At 36.1% G+C, this 16023-nt stretch carries 17 protein-coding genes; 3 read left to right on the top strand and 14 right to left on the bottom strand.

The window, feature by feature from the left end:
* Window positions 1-15 precede the first annotated feature (15 nt).
* Window positions 16-858 (top strand): RMD1 family protein, encoded by an 843-nt coding sequence (locus HHO41_RS12290; RefSeq protein ID WP_169098993.1) that lies wholly within the window; start codon window positions 16-18, stop codon window positions 856-858.
* A gap of 60 nt (window positions 859-918) precedes the next feature.
* Here HHO41_RS12290 and HHO41_RS12285 read toward each other — a convergent pair whose 3' ends face one another.
* The 6 genes from HHO41_RS12285 to HHO41_RS12260 form a co-directional block, all read right to left on the bottom strand.
* Window positions 919-1524 carry a hypothetical protein gene (locus HHO41_RS12285; protein ID WP_169098991.1) on the bottom strand — a complete coding sequence of 202 codons (606 nt, stop codon included), beginning with the start codon at window positions 1522-1524 and terminating at the stop codon, window positions 919-921.
* Window positions 1525-1676: 152 nt separating this feature from the next.
* Window positions 1677-2045: a Gp49 family protein gene (locus HHO41_RS12280; RefSeq protein ID WP_169098989.1), complete on the bottom strand. Its 369-nt coding sequence runs from the start codon at window positions 2043-2045 to the stop codon at window positions 1677-1679.
* Window positions 2046-2060: 15 nt separating this feature from the next.
* A complete protein-coding gene (locus HHO41_RS12275) occupies window positions 2061-2321 on the bottom strand; it encodes a hypothetical protein (RefSeq protein WP_169098987.1) in 261 nt (86 codons plus the stop codon).
* 139 nt (window positions 2322-2460) lie between these two features.
* Window positions 2461-3129: a potassium channel family protein gene (locus tag HHO41_RS12270; RefSeq protein ID WP_169098985.1), complete on the bottom strand. Its 669-nt coding sequence runs from the start codon at window positions 3127-3129 to the stop codon at window positions 2461-2463.
* A gap of 15 nt (window positions 3130-3144) precedes the next feature.
* Window positions 3145-3789, bottom strand: coding sequence for a potassium channel family protein (locus HHO41_RS12265; RefSeq protein WP_169098983.1), 645 nt, complete (start codon window positions 3787-3789; stop codon window positions 3145-3147).
* 28 nt (window positions 3790-3817) lie between these two features.
* On the bottom strand, window positions 3818-6661 hold the full coding sequence (locus HHO41_RS12260; RefSeq protein WP_169098981.1) for a cation-translocating P-type ATPase: 2844 nt from the start codon (window positions 6659-6661) through the stop codon (window positions 3818-3820).
* Between the two features lie 161 nt (window positions 6662-6822).
* On the opposite strand from HHO41_RS12260, the gene HHO41_RS12255 reads away from it, so the two are divergent.
* Window positions 6823-7191 (top strand): hypothetical protein, encoded by a 369-nt coding sequence (locus HHO41_RS12255; protein ID WP_248278445.1) that lies wholly within the window; start codon window positions 6823-6825, stop codon window positions 7189-7191.
* A gap of 128 nt (window positions 7192-7319) precedes the next feature.
* On the opposite strand, the gene HHO41_RS12250 is transcribed toward HHO41_RS12255, so the two are convergent.
* Together HHO41_RS12250 and HHO41_RS12245 are read right to left on the bottom strand one after the other, a co-directional pair.
* A complete protein-coding gene (locus HHO41_RS12250) occupies window positions 7320-9800 on the bottom strand; it encodes a M56 family metallopeptidase (protein WP_169098971.1) in 2481 nt (826 codons plus the stop codon).
* The gene (locus tag HHO41_RS12245; RefSeq protein WP_169098969.1) at window positions 9800-10201 is read right to left on the bottom strand and encodes a BlaI/MecI/CopY family transcriptional regulator; all 402 of its coding nucleotides are present in this window, start codon (window positions 10199-10201) and stop codon (window positions 9800-9802) included. Before HHO41_RS12245 ends, HHO41_RS12250 begins: the two co-directional genes overlap by 1 nt.
* A gap of 584 nt (window positions 10202-10785) precedes the next feature.
* Here HHO41_RS12245 and HHO41_RS12240 point away from each other — a divergent pair.
* On the top strand, window positions 10786-11361 hold the full coding sequence (locus tag HHO41_RS12240) for a hypothetical protein (protein ID WP_169098967.1): 576 nt from the start codon (window positions 10786-10788) through the stop codon (window positions 11359-11361).
* A gap of 44 nt (window positions 11362-11405) precedes the next feature.
* Here the strand turns inward: HHO41_RS12240 and HHO41_RS12235 are convergent, their stop codons facing one another.
* From HHO41_RS12235 to HHO41_RS12210, 6 genes are all read right to left on the bottom strand, one after another.
* Window positions 11406-12065, bottom strand: a complete 660-nt coding sequence (locus HHO41_RS12235) for a bifunctional 4-hydroxy-2-oxoglutarate aldolase/2-dehydro-3-deoxy-phosphogluconate aldolase (RefSeq protein WP_169098965.1) — start codon at window positions 12063-12065, stop codon at window positions 11406-11408.
* Between the two features lie 139 nt (window positions 12066-12204).
* The gene (locus HHO41_RS12230) at window positions 12205-13164 is read right to left on the bottom strand and encodes an ABC transporter permease (protein ID WP_348981272.1); all 960 of its coding nucleotides are present in this window, start codon (window positions 13162-13164) and stop codon (window positions 12205-12207) included.
* Window positions 13161-14072: an ABC transporter ATP-binding protein gene (locus HHO41_RS12225; RefSeq protein ID WP_169098963.1), complete on the bottom strand. Its 912-nt coding sequence runs from the start codon at window positions 14070-14072 to the stop codon at window positions 13161-13163. Before HHO41_RS12225 ends, HHO41_RS12230 begins: the two co-directional genes overlap by 4 nt.
* A complete protein-coding gene (locus HHO41_RS12220; protein ID WP_169098961.1) occupies window positions 14072-14782 on the bottom strand; it encodes an ABC transporter ATP-binding protein in 711 nt (236 codons plus the stop codon). Before HHO41_RS12220 ends, HHO41_RS12225 begins: the two co-directional genes overlap by 1 nt.
* Complete coding sequence (locus HHO41_RS12215; protein WP_169099191.1) at window positions 14783-15115, bottom strand: GntR family transcriptional regulator; 333 nt, start codon at window positions 15113-15115, stop codon at window positions 14783-14785.
* 36 nt (window positions 15116-15151) lie between these two features.
* Complete coding sequence (locus HHO41_RS12210; RefSeq protein ID WP_169098959.1) at window positions 15152-15931, bottom strand: hypothetical protein; 780 nt, start codon at window positions 15929-15931, stop codon at window positions 15152-15154.
* Between the last annotated feature and the right edge of the window lie 92 nt (window positions 15932-16023).

The raw sequence follows: 16023 nt of genomic DNA, 5'->3' as shown, positions 1-16023 counted from the left end.
AGAGTGATATAAACGATGAAGCCAATAGCCTTTAAAGCATTCGCACTAACTAACGAAATTGATTTAAACAGTATCGCAATCCATTGTGGTATTCCCAAGAAATTCACCTGGGAGGAACCTCTCATCCTCAAAAACGACTTACTGGAATCCATCCTTCATCAAAAAGTTGAGCCATCGCAGCAAGTACAAGTTTTTTCCTTTGGTAGCGTTGTCTTCATAAATTACTCCAGTCTTGATGAAATCAAACAATTTTTATCGTTTCTCCATCACTTTGAAAAAGACATCAACCTCGGAGATTTTGACCGGTACACTGATGATTATTGCCTTCATGTGCGAGAAGATGAAGAATTAGTGCTAAACGATGAATTTGTGGTCGTCCCTGAATATGAAAATTTCCAACCTGAATTAATCTCCACGGTCTTGGCTAAATCTGTTGCACTAGAGAAAACGGAAGAACAGCTCGGAACCATTCTTGATAAATTAGAAAATATGGTTGACCGTCTTGAAAAAGGCAAACTTCGAATTGGTAACAAAGAGCTCGCGCGAACAACTGCCAAAATTGTTCGCCACGAATACAACACACTTTCCTATATCATGATTCTCGATAAACCTGACATAACTTGGACAAGTAGCACAGCTGGTGAATTTTATGACAGTATGTTTGATTTCTTTGAGTTAAACGATCGTTATAATATTTTAAAGAGCAAAACTGAAATTCTTTATAACATCATGGATGGCTTTTCCAATATCAGTCATTCCATTCGTGGCCTTTTCGTTGAATGGATTATCGTCCTTCTCATCGTATTTGAAATCGTTCTAACTCTTTTGGAACTAGCTGGTGTGATTCATAAGGGCTAGTAATTTTGAAATAAAAATCAGGAGCGGTTACTCTGATAAAACACCAGAATAACCACTCCTTCATCCTACTCTCCGTTGTTCAATTTCCCTTTTGTACTGAACTGCTGACAATAATTTCAAGCCTCTTAATTTCCTAATAAGACTATCTAGTGTATTCATAGCTTGCTGCGTTTCGCCAGCACGAACTTTCTCTTCGATTAATAAAAATGAACGATTCAGTTGATCTTTTACTGATGATAGATTCTCTTGATATTCTTGAAAATTCCCTTCTTCAAGAGCAATTGCCGCACTATAATAGGCCTTATACTCACCGTTTTTCAGCTTAGAAAGATAGGTTTTGCCTTCCATCAGCTTTTTTTGTTGATCCAATAATGCTAATTTAGCATAATATTGAAGCTGTTCATTTTTAATTTCTTTTACAGCTTTTGCAGCTTTATCCAAATTCCCATGATATAGATAATAAAGGAATTGATTATGTGCATTCTTTGATTTTTGTAAAAACTTTAATATTTTATCAACCTTTTTTTCATATAATACTGGATATAAGCTCAAGTACATCACTCCGCCAATAAATAAGACGAAGACAACAAAGATCATCCACATCGGTGCATTAAATAGTCCTAGCAAAAAAGAACTAAATAGTAAAAATACAAAAAGCCAGGTCACAAAAATCCCCCTTATTTCGATATATAAGAAAATCTTATAACATTATTAGTTAAAAATAAATAAGATTTTTCTAATTTTTCTATATTTTCTGAAACAAAAAACACGAAATAGACCTATTCTTCTGAAGAATAGGTCTGTCTAATTGTCTTGATTTATACTAAATAAGCACCGAATGCTTCTAGCGCTCTTTTTAAAGCATGTTCATAGGCCTTATCTTTTCCAATCACCAGATGGAAATTTTCACTATTTTTAACAGTGGATCGCCCTTCCACTTCATAACCGTTTTCAAAGATTAATAGACAAATCGTCGATCTATCGCTCATTCGTTGAAATTTCTTCTCGACAATCATTTCCTCCAGCAGATGTAACTTATCATTTTTCAATTCTGCTGTTCTAGAATAAGGGATTACAACGTGATCATAAACGTGTTTGTGCTTACAGTTAACAACTATAACACTTTCTCCATGATGCTCCATGTTGGTAATCTCACCACATTTCGGACAAACACTTTCTATAAACATGTTTTTCACTCCCAGTTAAACAACCTTTTTCCCATGAGCTGGAATACAGTGATTAATGAACTGATAATTCGAATACTTGTCAGCGTAAAGCTGTTCAGCTGCTTGTAGATTCTTCATCTGCAACCACCCTCCATCCCGCTTCAATGTTCCTACACCTTTAAAGGGGGTTTCGGTCATTTTTTCTGTAAAGATACACACTTTATGTAAGGAAAATCTCTTGGTTGGATGATCAATATTAACCCATACTTTTTGCTTTTCAACAAAAAGAATACCCATTTCTCTCACCCACCTGTATTCATTTAATTTTTCCCCCAAAAGTCAGCGACATCCCACTAATTTCATTATAGTGAATCTATTGTAAATTGAAAATAAAAACGCAAATTCCAGAGTAAAAAGCTTACTTTATCAACATACCTCATTCATCAACAAAAATCGCATTCAATTCTTCTTTCGTACTTTCGTCACTTAGCAACAAAATATAATCATTTGCTTCAATGACAGTGTCTCCTCTTGGGATTATTACGCGTTCCTCATCTCGCAATATGGCAATCAAGACACATTTTGCAGGAATGTTTAACTCCTTAATTGAATGAGCAATAGCTTTTGAATTTGCATTCACATTGACCTTGGCAATCGATAGGTTACCGCGATTTAATTTCAGCAAGGTTGAGATATGGTCCATATCCATTTCGCTAACCACCATTTGTGCAAGTAAATCTGATTGGTTTATCGAAACATCTACTCCCATTTCTGCATTATAAAGCCACGAATTATTAGGATTGTTCACCCGGGCCACGACACGTGGAATCGCAAACTCAAACTTGGCAATAGTCGATGCCACAAGATTAACCTCATCACTGCCGGTTACAGCCAATATGACATCTGCTTCCTCAACACCTGCTGCTTCAAGGGTGTCAGGATTGGTACCACTTCCTAATATCACTGCTGCAGTCGAAAACTCGCTTGTTAATTTTTCACATCGGAGTTCTTGAGATTCGATAAATTTAACATTGATGTTATGATGTAACAATAGGTGTCCGATATGCGAACCCGCTTGACCTCCTCCGACTATAATCACATTCATCTGCCTAACCTCCCCTCATCCCAACATCGCTTTTAGCTTATGTAATGCAGAAGTGGCAACAACTAAATATAAAACATCGTGGGCTTCAATAAGCGTTCCAGAAATAGGTATGAACGATTTATTTTGTCTGGTAATCGTCACCACTTTTATTTCTCCTAAGCTTGATATATCTCGGACTGGATGACCAATCAATAATGTTGGAGCATCTACGCGTATCATTTCGACATTACCGTTATCAGCAATCCAAATGCTGTCTAATTGGTTATAGCTCAGCAATTCAGTGCTCCTTTGGATTCCCCATGTAATGGGGGAAATTGTTTGAATGCCAAAGCTTTGATAAATAACAGCCTTACGTGGATCGTAAATTCTAGCGATTACTCGTGGAACGTGATATTGATTCTTTGCAATTCTTGCAAGCAAAGCATTCGTCTCATCATTATCTGTACAGGTTATAACAGCATCAGCCAAATGAATTTGTACAGATTCCAAAATTCGTTTATCTATGGCAAAACCAACAACCGTTTGACCATGAAACACTTGGGGTAATTTTTTGAAAGCATCCTTGTCGCGGTCAATGATGGTGACTTCATGCCCTTTTGTTTGTAAATTCATTGCCAATCCAGCACCCATATGACTACATCCAACAATTATGGACTTCATATTTTTCACTCTTTCCCCTTTTTTAGAATTACATCGTTCGAGCCCGTTTTCTGGAAATTGCTTTACGAAATTCCTCAATTGCCAAAATTATTGGTGGAACGCAAATAAGGAATAACCAGTCTTTCATCTGAATTGGTTTCGTTCCAAACGCAGATTGTAAAATTGGCACATACATAATGATCATGAGAAATATGATTTCTGTAATAATGCCTAGGTTGATCGTCCGATTTTTCCATAAACCTTTTTTAAAAACAGATTCATTTTCTGTCCGACAATTCATAACTGCTCCAATTTGACTAAAAACAATTCCTGCCAATGTCATAGTTGTTGCAATAATATAAATATCACTGCCTTCTTTTGCTAAATTTCCCATTGAATAGCCATTGATGTAGTTTACAAAGAAATAAGCAAACATTGAAACCACCGAAGCTAAAACCCCATACCAGCAAAATGCCTTCAAGATAATGCGTTTATTCAATAGTGGTTCATTTAAATTCCGTGGAGGTTTGTTCATAATATTTTTTTCTGGTTCTTCAGATCCCAAGCCAAGTGCCGGAATTAAATCAGTTCCCAAATCCACAAATAAAATTTGCATAATTGTTAATGGCAAAGGGATTGCTCCTTTGGAGACAAGAAAGAATGCTGATGGAACAGCCTCTGGCATATTACTGTTTAAAATATAGAGTAAAAATTTACGGATATTATTGTATACAGCACGCCCTTGTTCAACCGCGTGGACTATTGAGGCAAAATTATCATCGGTTAAAATCATATCGGCTGCTTCTTTTGCCACATCTGTTCCTGAAATCCCCATGGCAACGCCTATATCCGCTCTTTTCAAAGCAGGAGCATCGTTCACTCCATCACCAGTCACCGCGACGATTTCCCCCATTTTTTGTAAATTTTCAACTACTCGGTATTTTTGTTCTGGTGCAACACGAGCAAAAATTACTTCACCCTTTAATGCACTCTTTAGCTCTTCATCTGTCATGTTTTCTAATTCGATTCCAGAAATTACTCGCGGATGCTCACCTACAACAATACCAATCCGTTTAGCAATGCTCTCTGCAGTTAAGCCATAATCTCCAGTAATCATGACAATTCTAATTCCAGCTTTATGAGCTTTCGCAACTGCCTCGGCTACTTCCGCTCGTGGCGGGTCAGCCATCACAACAAAACCAACAAACATCATGTCTTCCTCGATTAACTCAGGTGTATAGGCACTTAAACTAGCTGGAACAGCTTGTTCATCTCCACCGAGATACCGTACGGCAACTGCTAATACTCGCAAACCTTGCCGAGCATACTCATCATTTGCTGCAAGTGCCGTTTGCTTCATTTCATCTGTAATCGGAGAGATTTTACCATCGATGAACACTGAGCTACACAATTCAATTAATTCTTTAGGTGCTCCCTTTGTATAGGCAACCCGATTTTTTCCATTAACAGGCTCTGGTAATTGATGAATTGTTGTCATTCTTTTTCTTCTCGAATCAAAGTGTAATTCACGAATGCGTGGAAATAGTTTTGCTATCTCATCTGCTCGTATTCCTGCTTTTTCTGCAACAACACCTAAGCAAGCTTCAGTAGGATCGCCAAGCACGGTATAGGTGCGATGCTCTTCGTTTGGTGGTATAACCCTGGCATTACTACAAAGACTTGCAGCTGTTAAAATCATTCTTAATGCAGTGCTTGACTCAGCCGAGATTACTTCACCTTGAAAAAGAATACTTCCCTTAGGTGCATAACCAGTTCCAGTTACCTCCAATTCTTTGTCAGGAAGCCAAATATGATTAACCGTCATCTCATTCTGGGTTAAAGTTCCTGTTTTATCTGTACAGATAACTGAGGTACATCCTAGTGTTTCAACAGCAGAAAGATTTTTTACAAGTGCATTTTTCTTCACCATCCGCTGCACACCTTGTGCTAACGCCAATGTAACAGTTGGCGAAAGACCCTCTGGAATAAACGCAACAATCATTCCAAGGGCAAAAATAAATGATTCAGCAATTGGATTTTTCACAAGAAAAATTGCTAACAAAAAGAAGGCTACGCCAAATCCAAGAGCAATGATTGAGATTTGCTTTGTCAATCGGTTAAGTTCCTTTTGCAAAGGGCTTAGTTCATGGACAACATTTTGCGTTAACGTTGCAATTTTTCCAAATTCTGTTTCCATCCCTGTTTTTATCACTACAGCTTGGCCAGAACCACTTGAAACGGTACTTCCGGTAAAAATTAGATTAGAAGTTTCAAAACCGGTTAAATCATCCCGATATATGGCATCAGCAAATTTTCGGACAGGATTAGACTCACCGGTTAGCGCAGATTGATTGATTTGTAAATCGCTAGACTTTATTAATCGAGCATCTGCCGAAATTTTATCGCCTTCCTCTAGGAGGATTACATCCCCAGGAACAAGTTCATCCGTAACAATTTGCGCTTCCTTCCCATCCCGAATGACCCGAGCATATGAGGCAAGCATTCCTTTTAATGCCTCAGTCGCCTTTCCTGCTCTATATTCTTGAATAAAGCTAAAAACACCATTAATCAAATTTACACACCAAACAGCAACGCCTAATTCTGGCATTTTGGCAATGAAGGCAATTCCACCGCTAAACCACAACAAAATTGCCATTAAACTTGTAAAATTGGCTAAAAACTGCTGATAAAGCGGTTTTCCTGGCTTTTCCTTAATCGTATTTTTTCCATAGTGCAAAAGCCTTTTTCTAGCTTCCTCTACTGAAAGACCACCTGGACTAGTTTTTAACTCCTCAAATACCTGTTGTGGTATGAGTTTTGAAATGATTTGTTCAGCATTCAACACATTACCTTTTAAGCTATTTATTTTAGGCCTTTCACGAATTTCACTCATTGTTTTTGCCCTCCATTGATCCGATAAATAAAGCAGAAAACCAGCTGCTCCATGAATCTCACTCCAGCATGATAGATAATCAGAGGCTGAGAAATTTCTAATAATCTACACTTTAATACTACTCCCGATTATTGCAGGTGTAAATTTTTTAGAGGAATTTTGTGGAAAAAGCCACCATTCATCATTCTAAGATCAGAAAAAAAGATAAAGAATTCAATAATGGACATGCGAAAGTTTGTTCGTGTATAATTCAAAAAGATAAGGAGTGGAATTTTTTCATTATGAATATCAACTTACAGCTAAATTTAAATATAGATGGGAATCGTTGTAGTTGTGGAGGGGATTTTAAAGTTTATAGGGAAACAGAGATTCCACAGTTGGCTTATCAATGGATTCAACAAATAAAAAAGGACACTGGCTACCGGACCACTTTGATTGAAAAGGTGATTTGGAATAACGAAAAGGATATCACCGAGGAGGTTAATAAATTAGCCAAAGCTTCCATACCTTTTGATGACCTGCCCTTTTAACTTAAAAAAATGGCAGATCATCCTAGTAACCAGGATAATCTGCCTTAAATCAATACTATATTTTAACAGTTTAGATTGTCTAATTTTGCAAATTGATTTAGTTGTTAACTGTTAACCAATTTATTGAATTACTTAGGACTCTTTTCAAATGATTTTAGGAGGTCTTTCATTTCCGGTAATGATATTCCTTGTACGACCATTTCATATTTATAATCCCCAGAACGCCCAACAAAGTGAAAATCCGGAGTATTTTTCACTTCAAATACACTCCACTTTATCCCATTAATCGTGAAAGCATCGAGTTTTTTTCCTCTATTTGTTGCAAAATCTCCTGTTGATCTTACAACTGTATTTTTTTGATACGATCTTACATAAATCACGCGGGCTGTAGTATTTATTTCAACATCCTTATTATAATAATAGACAAAATACGCATGATAATCATCTATATACTTTTCCATACTGGCTGAGAAAAGTTGAAAATCAGGATTTGTGAATTGATATAATGCTGGGAATTTTGTTCGTAGTGATTGGACTACTTGATCAACTTCTTCCTTGTTTGACTCGGCATTCTCAATAACTTTAATTTCCTTCTCTTTTGGATCTTTATAATGAGGCCCTCCGATTTTCCATTCCTGATAGCCTTCTAAAGATGGTACGAAGTTTTTTGGGTCAATTGGTACATTTACTTTGAAAACCTCTGGATGAAAATAGCTAATAATTTCTCCACTAGAATTGTAAAGTTCACGTTTTAATAACAATCCAGTATCCTTATCAACCCAAAAACGAAAAGTATCAGCTTGTGGTTGCATAATATTCTCCATGCTTTTATCAATTTTCCCAAATAGGACAATCGTGTTATGCCCTAACAACTCTTCATTTTGGTTTTCAATGTTCCATTGGTTTGCATATCTCAAATATTTAGCTGTTTCTTCATAAGCAAAAATGCCTACTGGAGGTCTTTCTCTAAATTTGTCTTGTGAATCGTAAATTTTACTTGGGCTAATCGTAAAAACATCTTCAGGTTTCACAATCTCTTTTTTGCTTTTACTATCATAAATATTTTTTTGATAAATTTGTTTATCTGGATTTACTATCCAAATTGCCTTATCATCATAATACATTTCATTCGTTTGAACACTTAATCCAGTTGTGCTTTTATCAGGAATACTAACATATTTTTCATATCCCCCTATCACATCGTTATTGCTAATTTGAAATTCGGAACTAATCGTACTTGTTGAATTATCATAATAAACATCATGAGTTTCATACTTTCCAATAATGGTATGAAAATAATCGACTGAGTTTAATAGCTTTAGTGCTACTTCGTTTTTAGACATATCCTTGAAATCCTCTTCCTGATGTGGAGGTGTATAAATAGTGGTATTTCCGACTTCTTCCTTTCCTTTTTGAACAACAGTACTCTCTTTTCCAAACCCTTCCTGCTGTTCATTTCTAACTTCTGCACTCGTGTTTAGAATCGAAAAAATCGAGACAATGACAACTGCAAACACACCTAACAAAGACCACTGATAAGATTTTTTATCAAAATTTTTTATCAAAATAATCCTCCGCTTAATACTTTTTTTATTTTTACTAAAGTTAGCCAAGTTGGGGACTGGATAATGATTGGCGTATCTCTCTAGTTGACTAATAATTGTACGTCCATAAGATAATCTTTCGTTTTCATCCATCACGGTAAGCGCAAGAGCGTCACAGGCAAGTTCCTGATCCTCTCTCATCCGAATATACGCCCACCATAGAATGGGGTTGAACCAATTGAGGATTAATAATAGATGCATTACCCAATTTAGGCCTACGTCATTCCGTTTAATATGGGCCAGTTCGTGTAGGAAAATGTGTCGTAACTGTTGTTCACTAAGTTGATATATGTACTCATTTCCTAGCAAAATTTTCGGACGAAAAAATCCAAGAATTGTCGGACTTGCTATTTTTCCAGATAATAATATTGGAATGCTTTTCTTTACCCCCATAATTTTCTTACATTCTTCAAAAATCCCGACAATGTGCGTTTCAGTAACGGAAGGTTGCTTTTGAATATAATGATTTAAGTTTCGAACAATTAAATAGGTTAAGGCGCCAAACATAAAAGTACCAGTTAACCAAATGAAATAAGCAATTACATAAGAAGAAATCACACTTTCATTTTTTGTTTCTGTACTGGGTGCGCTTTCAGTTGCGTTACTATTTTCTTTTGTTTCTTCCTTATCCTTAACACTTGATTTTGATGTACGAATATCGCTTGCTGTTTCTGCTCTTATCGGGCTTATATTTGAATTAGTCAATACTTGTTTGTCCGCGTTTTTTGATATGATATCCTGTTCAGTTTGAATAGAGACCTTCTCATTAATACCTTTAACAAAATATGAATAAATGCCATTTGTACTAATGGGAGACCAAGGGAATATCATCCTAACGATTAATATCATCCAAAGGAGATAATGCCATCTCGGTGTAAGTTTACTTTTTAATACTGATTTTACAAAAATTATCATAACCACAAGGAAACTTGCTGAAATCGACGTTTCAATGATCCAATTAAAGAAATCGAGGAAGTAGTTATTCATGAGGAACTCTTTTATCATTAGCTTTCCTTCCTCTGAATCTCTTCTGACTTTTCATCAAGGATGCGTTTCAGTTCATTAATGTCTTCTTTAGATAATTTTTCTTCCTTTAAAAAATTTACAAGTAACGGTTTTAATGCAGCACCATAGAATCGTGTTAACAAAGATTTTGTTTCTATTTGCAGATAGCTGTCCTGAGTAACCAACGGATAATAAGCATACATACTGCCTTTCTCTTGATGATAAGAAATTGCTCCCTTCTGTACCAATCGATTGATAAGTGTACGAACAGTTTTAGGTTTCCAATCCATCATTGGTTCAAGTTTTTCGATAACTTCATTAGCTGTCTGTGGTGCATTAGCCCAAAGTAGCTTCATGATTTCCATTTCTGCATCTGAAATTTTTGGCAGAATTTGCGACATTTTAGTTGATACCTCCGATATTACATTCGTAATCTTGAATATATATTACAAATGTAATCTCTTTCTGTCAACCATAATTTGGATAAAACTGTTTAAAAATGCAATTTGTGATGCATATTAGCCTCATACTTATCAAAGAATATCTTAGACGGGACTTTAGAAGGAATCTTAAATTAATTAGGAGAATTACTTGTGGTTTTAGCTATATATGCTTATCTATTAGTGCTATTAATGATTATCTTTTGTAGCTATAAAAAAAAGCTTCATCTCTTTGAAATATTTTTCATTTGGATGACTGTTTGGATCATTACACATTCAACATCATCCATTCTTACCACCAATTTGCAGGTTCTAGAAATTCCAAAAGATCCTTTCAAGTTTAGTATGCACTTTCTAAATAGAACCATTTTATATCCTTTGATTATTATCATCTTTTTCGATATTTACGTACGGCTACAATCACTTTTTTTAAAGATAATGTTATTATTCATCAATATCTTAACTCTCACCATCTCAGAAAGTATATGTATCCATCTAAGGATCATGGTTAGCAGAAATTATTACCTCTATGACGTTTTAACGGAATGGATCATAACGTTATTGATTACATTATTCGCATGGATTTGGTATCGAAAAAAATTGCTGTTGAGGTAAAAATCATGTTACTTTACTTTCCAACAAAGTTCGATGAAAATGAGTGGACTGTTATATTGATTATTATATTTAATATTTTGTTGTTTCGTTTTCTCCCAAAAAGACTTCCAAAAGAGATAACACCTCTCATTGTCCTATTGAGCATCTCTTTTCCACAAATTATTGATCACACGATTGGAGCAGCCCCACATAATTATTACGATATAACTGATTCAAAGAAATTAGAGCTATTTGATATACTTTTATATGCTGGATATCCAGCATTTGGATATTTGTTTGTTTATGTTTTTGATTGGTTCCATTTCGAAAAAATAAAACTAATTTTATACTTCATTACTTGGTCTGTTTTTGCGGCTATGTTTGAATTCTGTTTAGTAAAACTACATGTTTATCAATATAATGGCTGGAAGTTGATTTTTTCCATACCCATTTATTTAATTGTGCTGTCAATCACATACCTATTTTATCAATTTGCGATCTCATACAATCAGAAAAACCACAATTAATTAAAAAGTGCCATCCTTCATTGAAAGGACGGCACCCATATTCATTACCCATTTACCATTTCTCTTTTAGCATCTTGAACTTTTAATAAATATTGACTAGCTATTTGACTAATTTGATCATAATTTCCGTGTTTTGCTGATGCAGTTAAGCTGTCACCAATCCCAACTGCAACAGAACCACTTTTGAACCAATCATCAATATTATTCAGTCTCACTCCACCGGTTGGCATAATATTAACCTGTGGAAGCGGTGCCTTAACTGCCCTTACGAATTCCGGTCCAAATGAATGGCCAGGAAATAATTTTATAATATCTACGCCATATTCTAGCGCCGTCTTCATTTCTGTTACCGTCATGCAACCTGGTAAATATGGGACTTGGTATAAATTACACAGTTTGGCAGTCTGGGCATCAAAGCTAGGACTGACGATAAACTGGGCCCCGGCTAAAATAGCGATTCTTGCTGTTTCTGCATCTAAAATGGTTCCAGCCCCAACCACCACCTCAGTGGAGTGGCAATATCGAGCAGCAAGTTCCTGTATCGCTTCATTGGCACCAGGAGTCGTATACGATATCTCAACGCTTGTTATACCCCCAGATACCAATGCATCAAATATCTTAACGGCTTCTTCCTTTGATTCAGTACGGATAATCGCCACTATTCCACAATCTTGAATATTTCTTAGTACTTTTACTTTTTTCATATGTACCATCTCCTTTACTACTCATTTTATTATAAATCGTTTTTTAAGAATAAACTCTAAAGTTACATAATTTTCAATCTACTAAAAAAAATCGAGTTTCATCTAATGAGCACCCGATTTCTATTATCCATATTTTAAACTAAGAAGCGACATCCCGCTTAGCGAACACAGTAAACGAGAGCATATGGAACGCGAGGAAATACACGATAAGCATAACAATTGAAAAGGTCAGTGTCATCGATTCAACAGGTGGTACCCCATCAAAATATACCGTTAAATTTGTGTTGGCGAATAAAATGTACTTAGCCCATTCAAATTTTGCTGCAAGCAGCATTGTTGCTGTCTGGCCCATAAACATTAAGAACAGAGCAAGACCAATCGCTAAATTACTGTTTCGAAATACAGCAGAAATCATGAACGCCATCGTTGCTAACATCAACAAATCGATCGAACTTAACAAATATTCCACGATGAGCTGTACAACAATATTCCGCTCAACAACTTCCCCACCGACATAAGCTAGATGTGAAGTCGTACCTTCTGGTAATCCAAAGAAAATTACCCCTGCTATCCACGAAAGAATAAAAAGACACGCCAACAACATCAGCCCGAATAATATTACCGTCAAATACTTAGATAATAAAATTTTCATACGACTAATTGGGCGAATTAACAGAAGCTTCACCGTGCCCCATGAAAATTCTGATGAAACCATCCCCGCCGCAACAACTATTACGAAAATCCCGACAAAACTAAGAATTTGTTCTGCGTCACGTACAAATAGCCATACATTCTTATTTGAATCAGGTGCAATATTGTGTTCAACCTTGTATTGATTAATCGCAATGGTACGTTCAAGATACATTTTCATATTGGCATTTTTCTTACCTACTCCTTCAAGCGCAACTGTATCATCTTTGATTTGCTGCTCAAGCGCCTGTTTCCACTGCGGATTTTCTTGGGGAGGGTTTTTAATTTCATCATATTTAAAAACACCTGCAACACCAAACACTAATAAAACCACTAGGCCAATCATTACAAGTGTTCCTGTTCTCCTGAATAATTTCGCCCATTCATTTATGATTAATTGTCCCATCATTTTTCATCCCCCAGTCTATTTGTGATTTCCAAGAAACGGTCTTCCAAAGATTTCGAAAGCGCTTCAACAGAATACACATCAACATCCTTGTTGACCAATTCTCTTAAAATAGCTGGAATATCGTCTCTTTTGGCTTGCACAACAAAGCCCCTATTGGTGATTTTTGCTTTCCAGTTATCCACAAGCCAACTAGACGCACATTTAAGCGGACCAGTTTCAAATTCATAGTCTGTGTTTTCTTGTTGGACAAAGTCATTGACTTGTTGAATATCAATTAACTCTCCACTTTGAATAATCGCAATCCGATCACACATTAATTCCATTTCTGAGAGAAGATGACTTGACACGATGACGCTCATACCTTTTTCACGGGCCAGCATCCTCAGGTGATCACGTATCTCTTTAATACCAGCTGGGTCCAAGCCATTAGTCGGTTCATCCAAGATTAGTAATTTTGGGTCATGCAATAAGCATTGAGCAAGACCAAGTCGCTGTCTCATTCCGAGTGAATAAGTTTTAACTTTATCATGAATTCTCGCCTCAAGACCAACTAGCTTTACGACATCATTGATTTTTTTCTTCGAGATTCCCTTATGCATTCGCGCATACTGAAGCAAATTTTGATAACCAGTTAAAAATTTATACATTTCTGGGTTCTCAACAATGGCTCCAATTTGTTTTACAGCACCTTCAAAATCCTTCTTTATACTTTTACCGTTAACGAAGATATCCCCTTCGCTTAAACGCATTAAGCCAACAATCATCCGGATTGTCGTAGTTTTCCCAGCACCGTTTGGACCAAGAAAACCAAATACCTCCCCCTCATTAACCGTAAAGCTCAAGCCTTTAATAATTTCCTTACCACTTATCGTCTTTTTCACATTATCTAACGTTAAAACTGCTGCCATTATTGTCCCTCCTCAGCTTTTATCAATATTCCCTTAAACCACTGTAGCACTGATAATCCTTGTTTTTCTCGCAAAGCCTCAACGTTTTCATGACCTATCATGATTCCATTATGAATGGCGATTACTTCATCTAATAATGGCTCAATTTCATTAATCTCATGTGTTGCAATCACAATGACTTGGTTCTCAAAATCAATATATTGCAGCAAACTTTTTACAATTGAATCCCTAACCATCGGATCTAATCCAGAAAACGGTTCATCTAGCAAAATCACCTCAGCATCTCGAGCAAGTGTCGTAACCAACTTCAGCCTGCCACGGTTCCCCTTTGACAAGGAACGTACTTTTTTAGTTGGATCAAGCTTTAACTCATTTAGGAGTAACAGTGCTTTTTCCATATTAAAATTAGGAAATTGACTACGGACAAACTCAACCGTTTCACGCACCGTAAACGCATCATAAAACATATCAAGTTCTGTTAAATACGCTACTTTCAAACAGGTTTTTCTAGATACAGGTATCTCATTGACAGAAACTATGCCTTGATCTGGAAAAACTAAACCGGTTATTAATTTCAAGGTCGTCGATTTTCCACTTCCATTTGGACCAAGCAACCCATAAATTCTTCCTTTTTCAAACATTAGATTAATATTTCGTAACGCTTCTGTCTTTCCATAATGTTTATAAATATTCTGAAGCACGATTCCCATTTAGTGTTCACCCCCAATGTATTTTTGGAGCAGCACCAACATTTGTTGTTTTGTTATTCCGATTTCTTCCATTTTATCAACAAAGGATTTGATAATTTCATCTTGTATTGATTCCCTTATTTGGGTTAGCATTTCTATGTTTTCTCTAACAAATGTTCCTTGCCCTCTTCTGGTTTCCACAATATTCATCCTTTCTAACTCGCTATAAGTTCTTTGGATTGTATTGGGATTAACCCCCATTGTGACTGCCATTTCTCGAACTGACGGTAATTTGTCTCCAACCTTGCGCTGCTCCTGTAGTATCTCGATGATTAGTTTATCAACGATTTGCATGTATATTGGTTTAGATGACTGAAACTCGACCACATCTTACACCTCGACTTTCCGTTCAAGAACTTTTGCCGAAATGAAAAATAATACGATGGTTAATAAGATGAAATGAACAAGTGGAACTACTGGTACCTCTGTTACACCTAGAATCACGGTCCAATTTTCATCCTTAAACCGGAGAACTGCATCCGAAAAAACATCCAATTTATACTGAAAAATAACATCTTTTAAACCCTTAATCCGCAAGATTAAAGACTCCATAATGTTATAGCCCGCCATTATTAGTAAGACAATTACCGAACGCAAGGGTTTACCATTAATCTTTTGTTTTAACGCATGAAAAATTGTCCAATAAAAGGTTAACCAGCAAGTGAAATATATTCCCATTATTAACAAGCCGATATTCATTACGGCAATGGTCCGGGAAAAATCAACAAAACTAAGTTGGTCATAAACCGTTTTTCCAAACCAGTACAAACTGAACCCGGAAAAAATAGTAAGGATGATTTGGGTGATTATTTGATAAAAAACAATAACGAGTAGCTTTGACAAAAGCAACTGAGCACCATTTTGTGGAGAGTACAACCACAGCTGATTTTTAGCTTCAATGTTTAAGAGCGCGAACATCAACACTGGAGCAAACACAAAATGGCCAAGCGTTATTAACACAATGACTGGATATGTACCAGCGGGTTGTTCTGTATAAGATGAAATGGCGATGCCAATTAACATCATTAGAATGATCGCCATAAGCCAGGTCAAAAATAGGACCTTTGAAATCCGAAAATCTTTCATTAACAATCCCTGAAAAGGACTCATTTACGATTCCCCTTTATGAATGTATTAGTGTACTATCTACATAGTACACTAATACATTCATGAACTCAACAGTCTACTCGTATTTTTTTTGT

It is taken from the genome of Bacillus sp. DNRA2, from assembly GCF_012843265.1.
Classification (GTDB): domain Bacteria; phylum Bacillota; class Bacilli; order Bacillales; family Cytobacillaceae; genus Bacillus_BU.
The sequence above is the reverse complement of the archived record's forward strand: the minus strand, read 5'-3'. Positions and strand labels throughout refer to the sequence as shown.

Coding starts and splice junctions, on each gene's coding strand:
- HHO41_RS12290 (WP_169098993.1), top strand. CDS start 16: ATGAAGCCAATAGCCTTTAAAGCATTCGCACTAACTAACGAAATTGAT.
- HHO41_RS12280 (WP_169098989.1), bottom strand. CDS start 2,045: ATGTTTATAGAAAGTGTTTGTCCGAAATGTGGTGAGATTACCAACATG.
- HHO41_RS12275 (WP_169098987.1), bottom strand. CDS start 2,321: ATGGGTATTCTTTTTGTTGAAAAGCAAAAAGTATGGGTTAATATTGAT.
- HHO41_RS12270 (WP_169098985.1), bottom strand. CDS start 3,129: ATGAATGTGATTATAGTCGGAGGAGGTCAAGCGGGTTCGCATATCGGA.
- HHO41_RS12265 (WP_169098983.1), bottom strand. CDS start 3,789: ATGAAGTCCATAATTGTTGGATGTAGTCATATGGGTGCTGGATTGGCA.
- HHO41_RS12260 (WP_169098981.1), bottom strand. CDS start 6,661: ATGAGTGAAATTCGTGAAAGGCCTAAAATAAATAGCTTAAAAGGTAAT.
- HHO41_RS12250 (WP_169098971.1), bottom strand. CDS start 9,800: ATGATAAAAGAGTTCCTCATGAATAACTACTTCCTCGATTTCTTTAAT.
- HHO41_RS12245 (WP_169098969.1), bottom strand. CDS start 10,201: ATGTCGCAAATTCTGCCAAAAATTTCAGATGCAGAAATGGAAATCATG.
- HHO41_RS12240 (WP_169098967.1), top strand. CDS start 10,786: ATGGATCATAACGTTATTGATTACATTATTCGCATGGATTTGGTATCG.
- HHO41_RS12235 (WP_169098965.1), bottom strand. CDS start 12,065: ATGAAAAAAGTAAAAGTACTAAGAAATATTCAAGATTGTGGAATAGTG.
- HHO41_RS12230 (WP_348981272.1), bottom strand. CDS start 13,164: ATGATGGGACAATTAATCATAAATGAATGGGCGAAATTATTCAGGAGA.
- HHO41_RS12225 (WP_169098963.1), bottom strand. CDS start 14,072: ATGGCAGCAGTTTTAACGTTAGATAATGTGAAAAAGACGATAAGTGGT.
- HHO41_RS12220 (WP_169098961.1), bottom strand. CDS start 14,782: ATGGGAATCGTGCTTCAGAATATTTATAAACATTATGGAAAGACAGAA.
- HHO41_RS12215 (WP_169099191.1), bottom strand. CDS start 15,115: ATGCAAATCGTTGATAAACTAATCATCGAGATACTACAGGAGCAGCGC.
- HHO41_RS12210 (WP_169098959.1), bottom strand. CDS start 15,931: ATGAGTCCTTTTCAGGGATTGTTAATGAAAGATTTTCGGATTTCAAAG.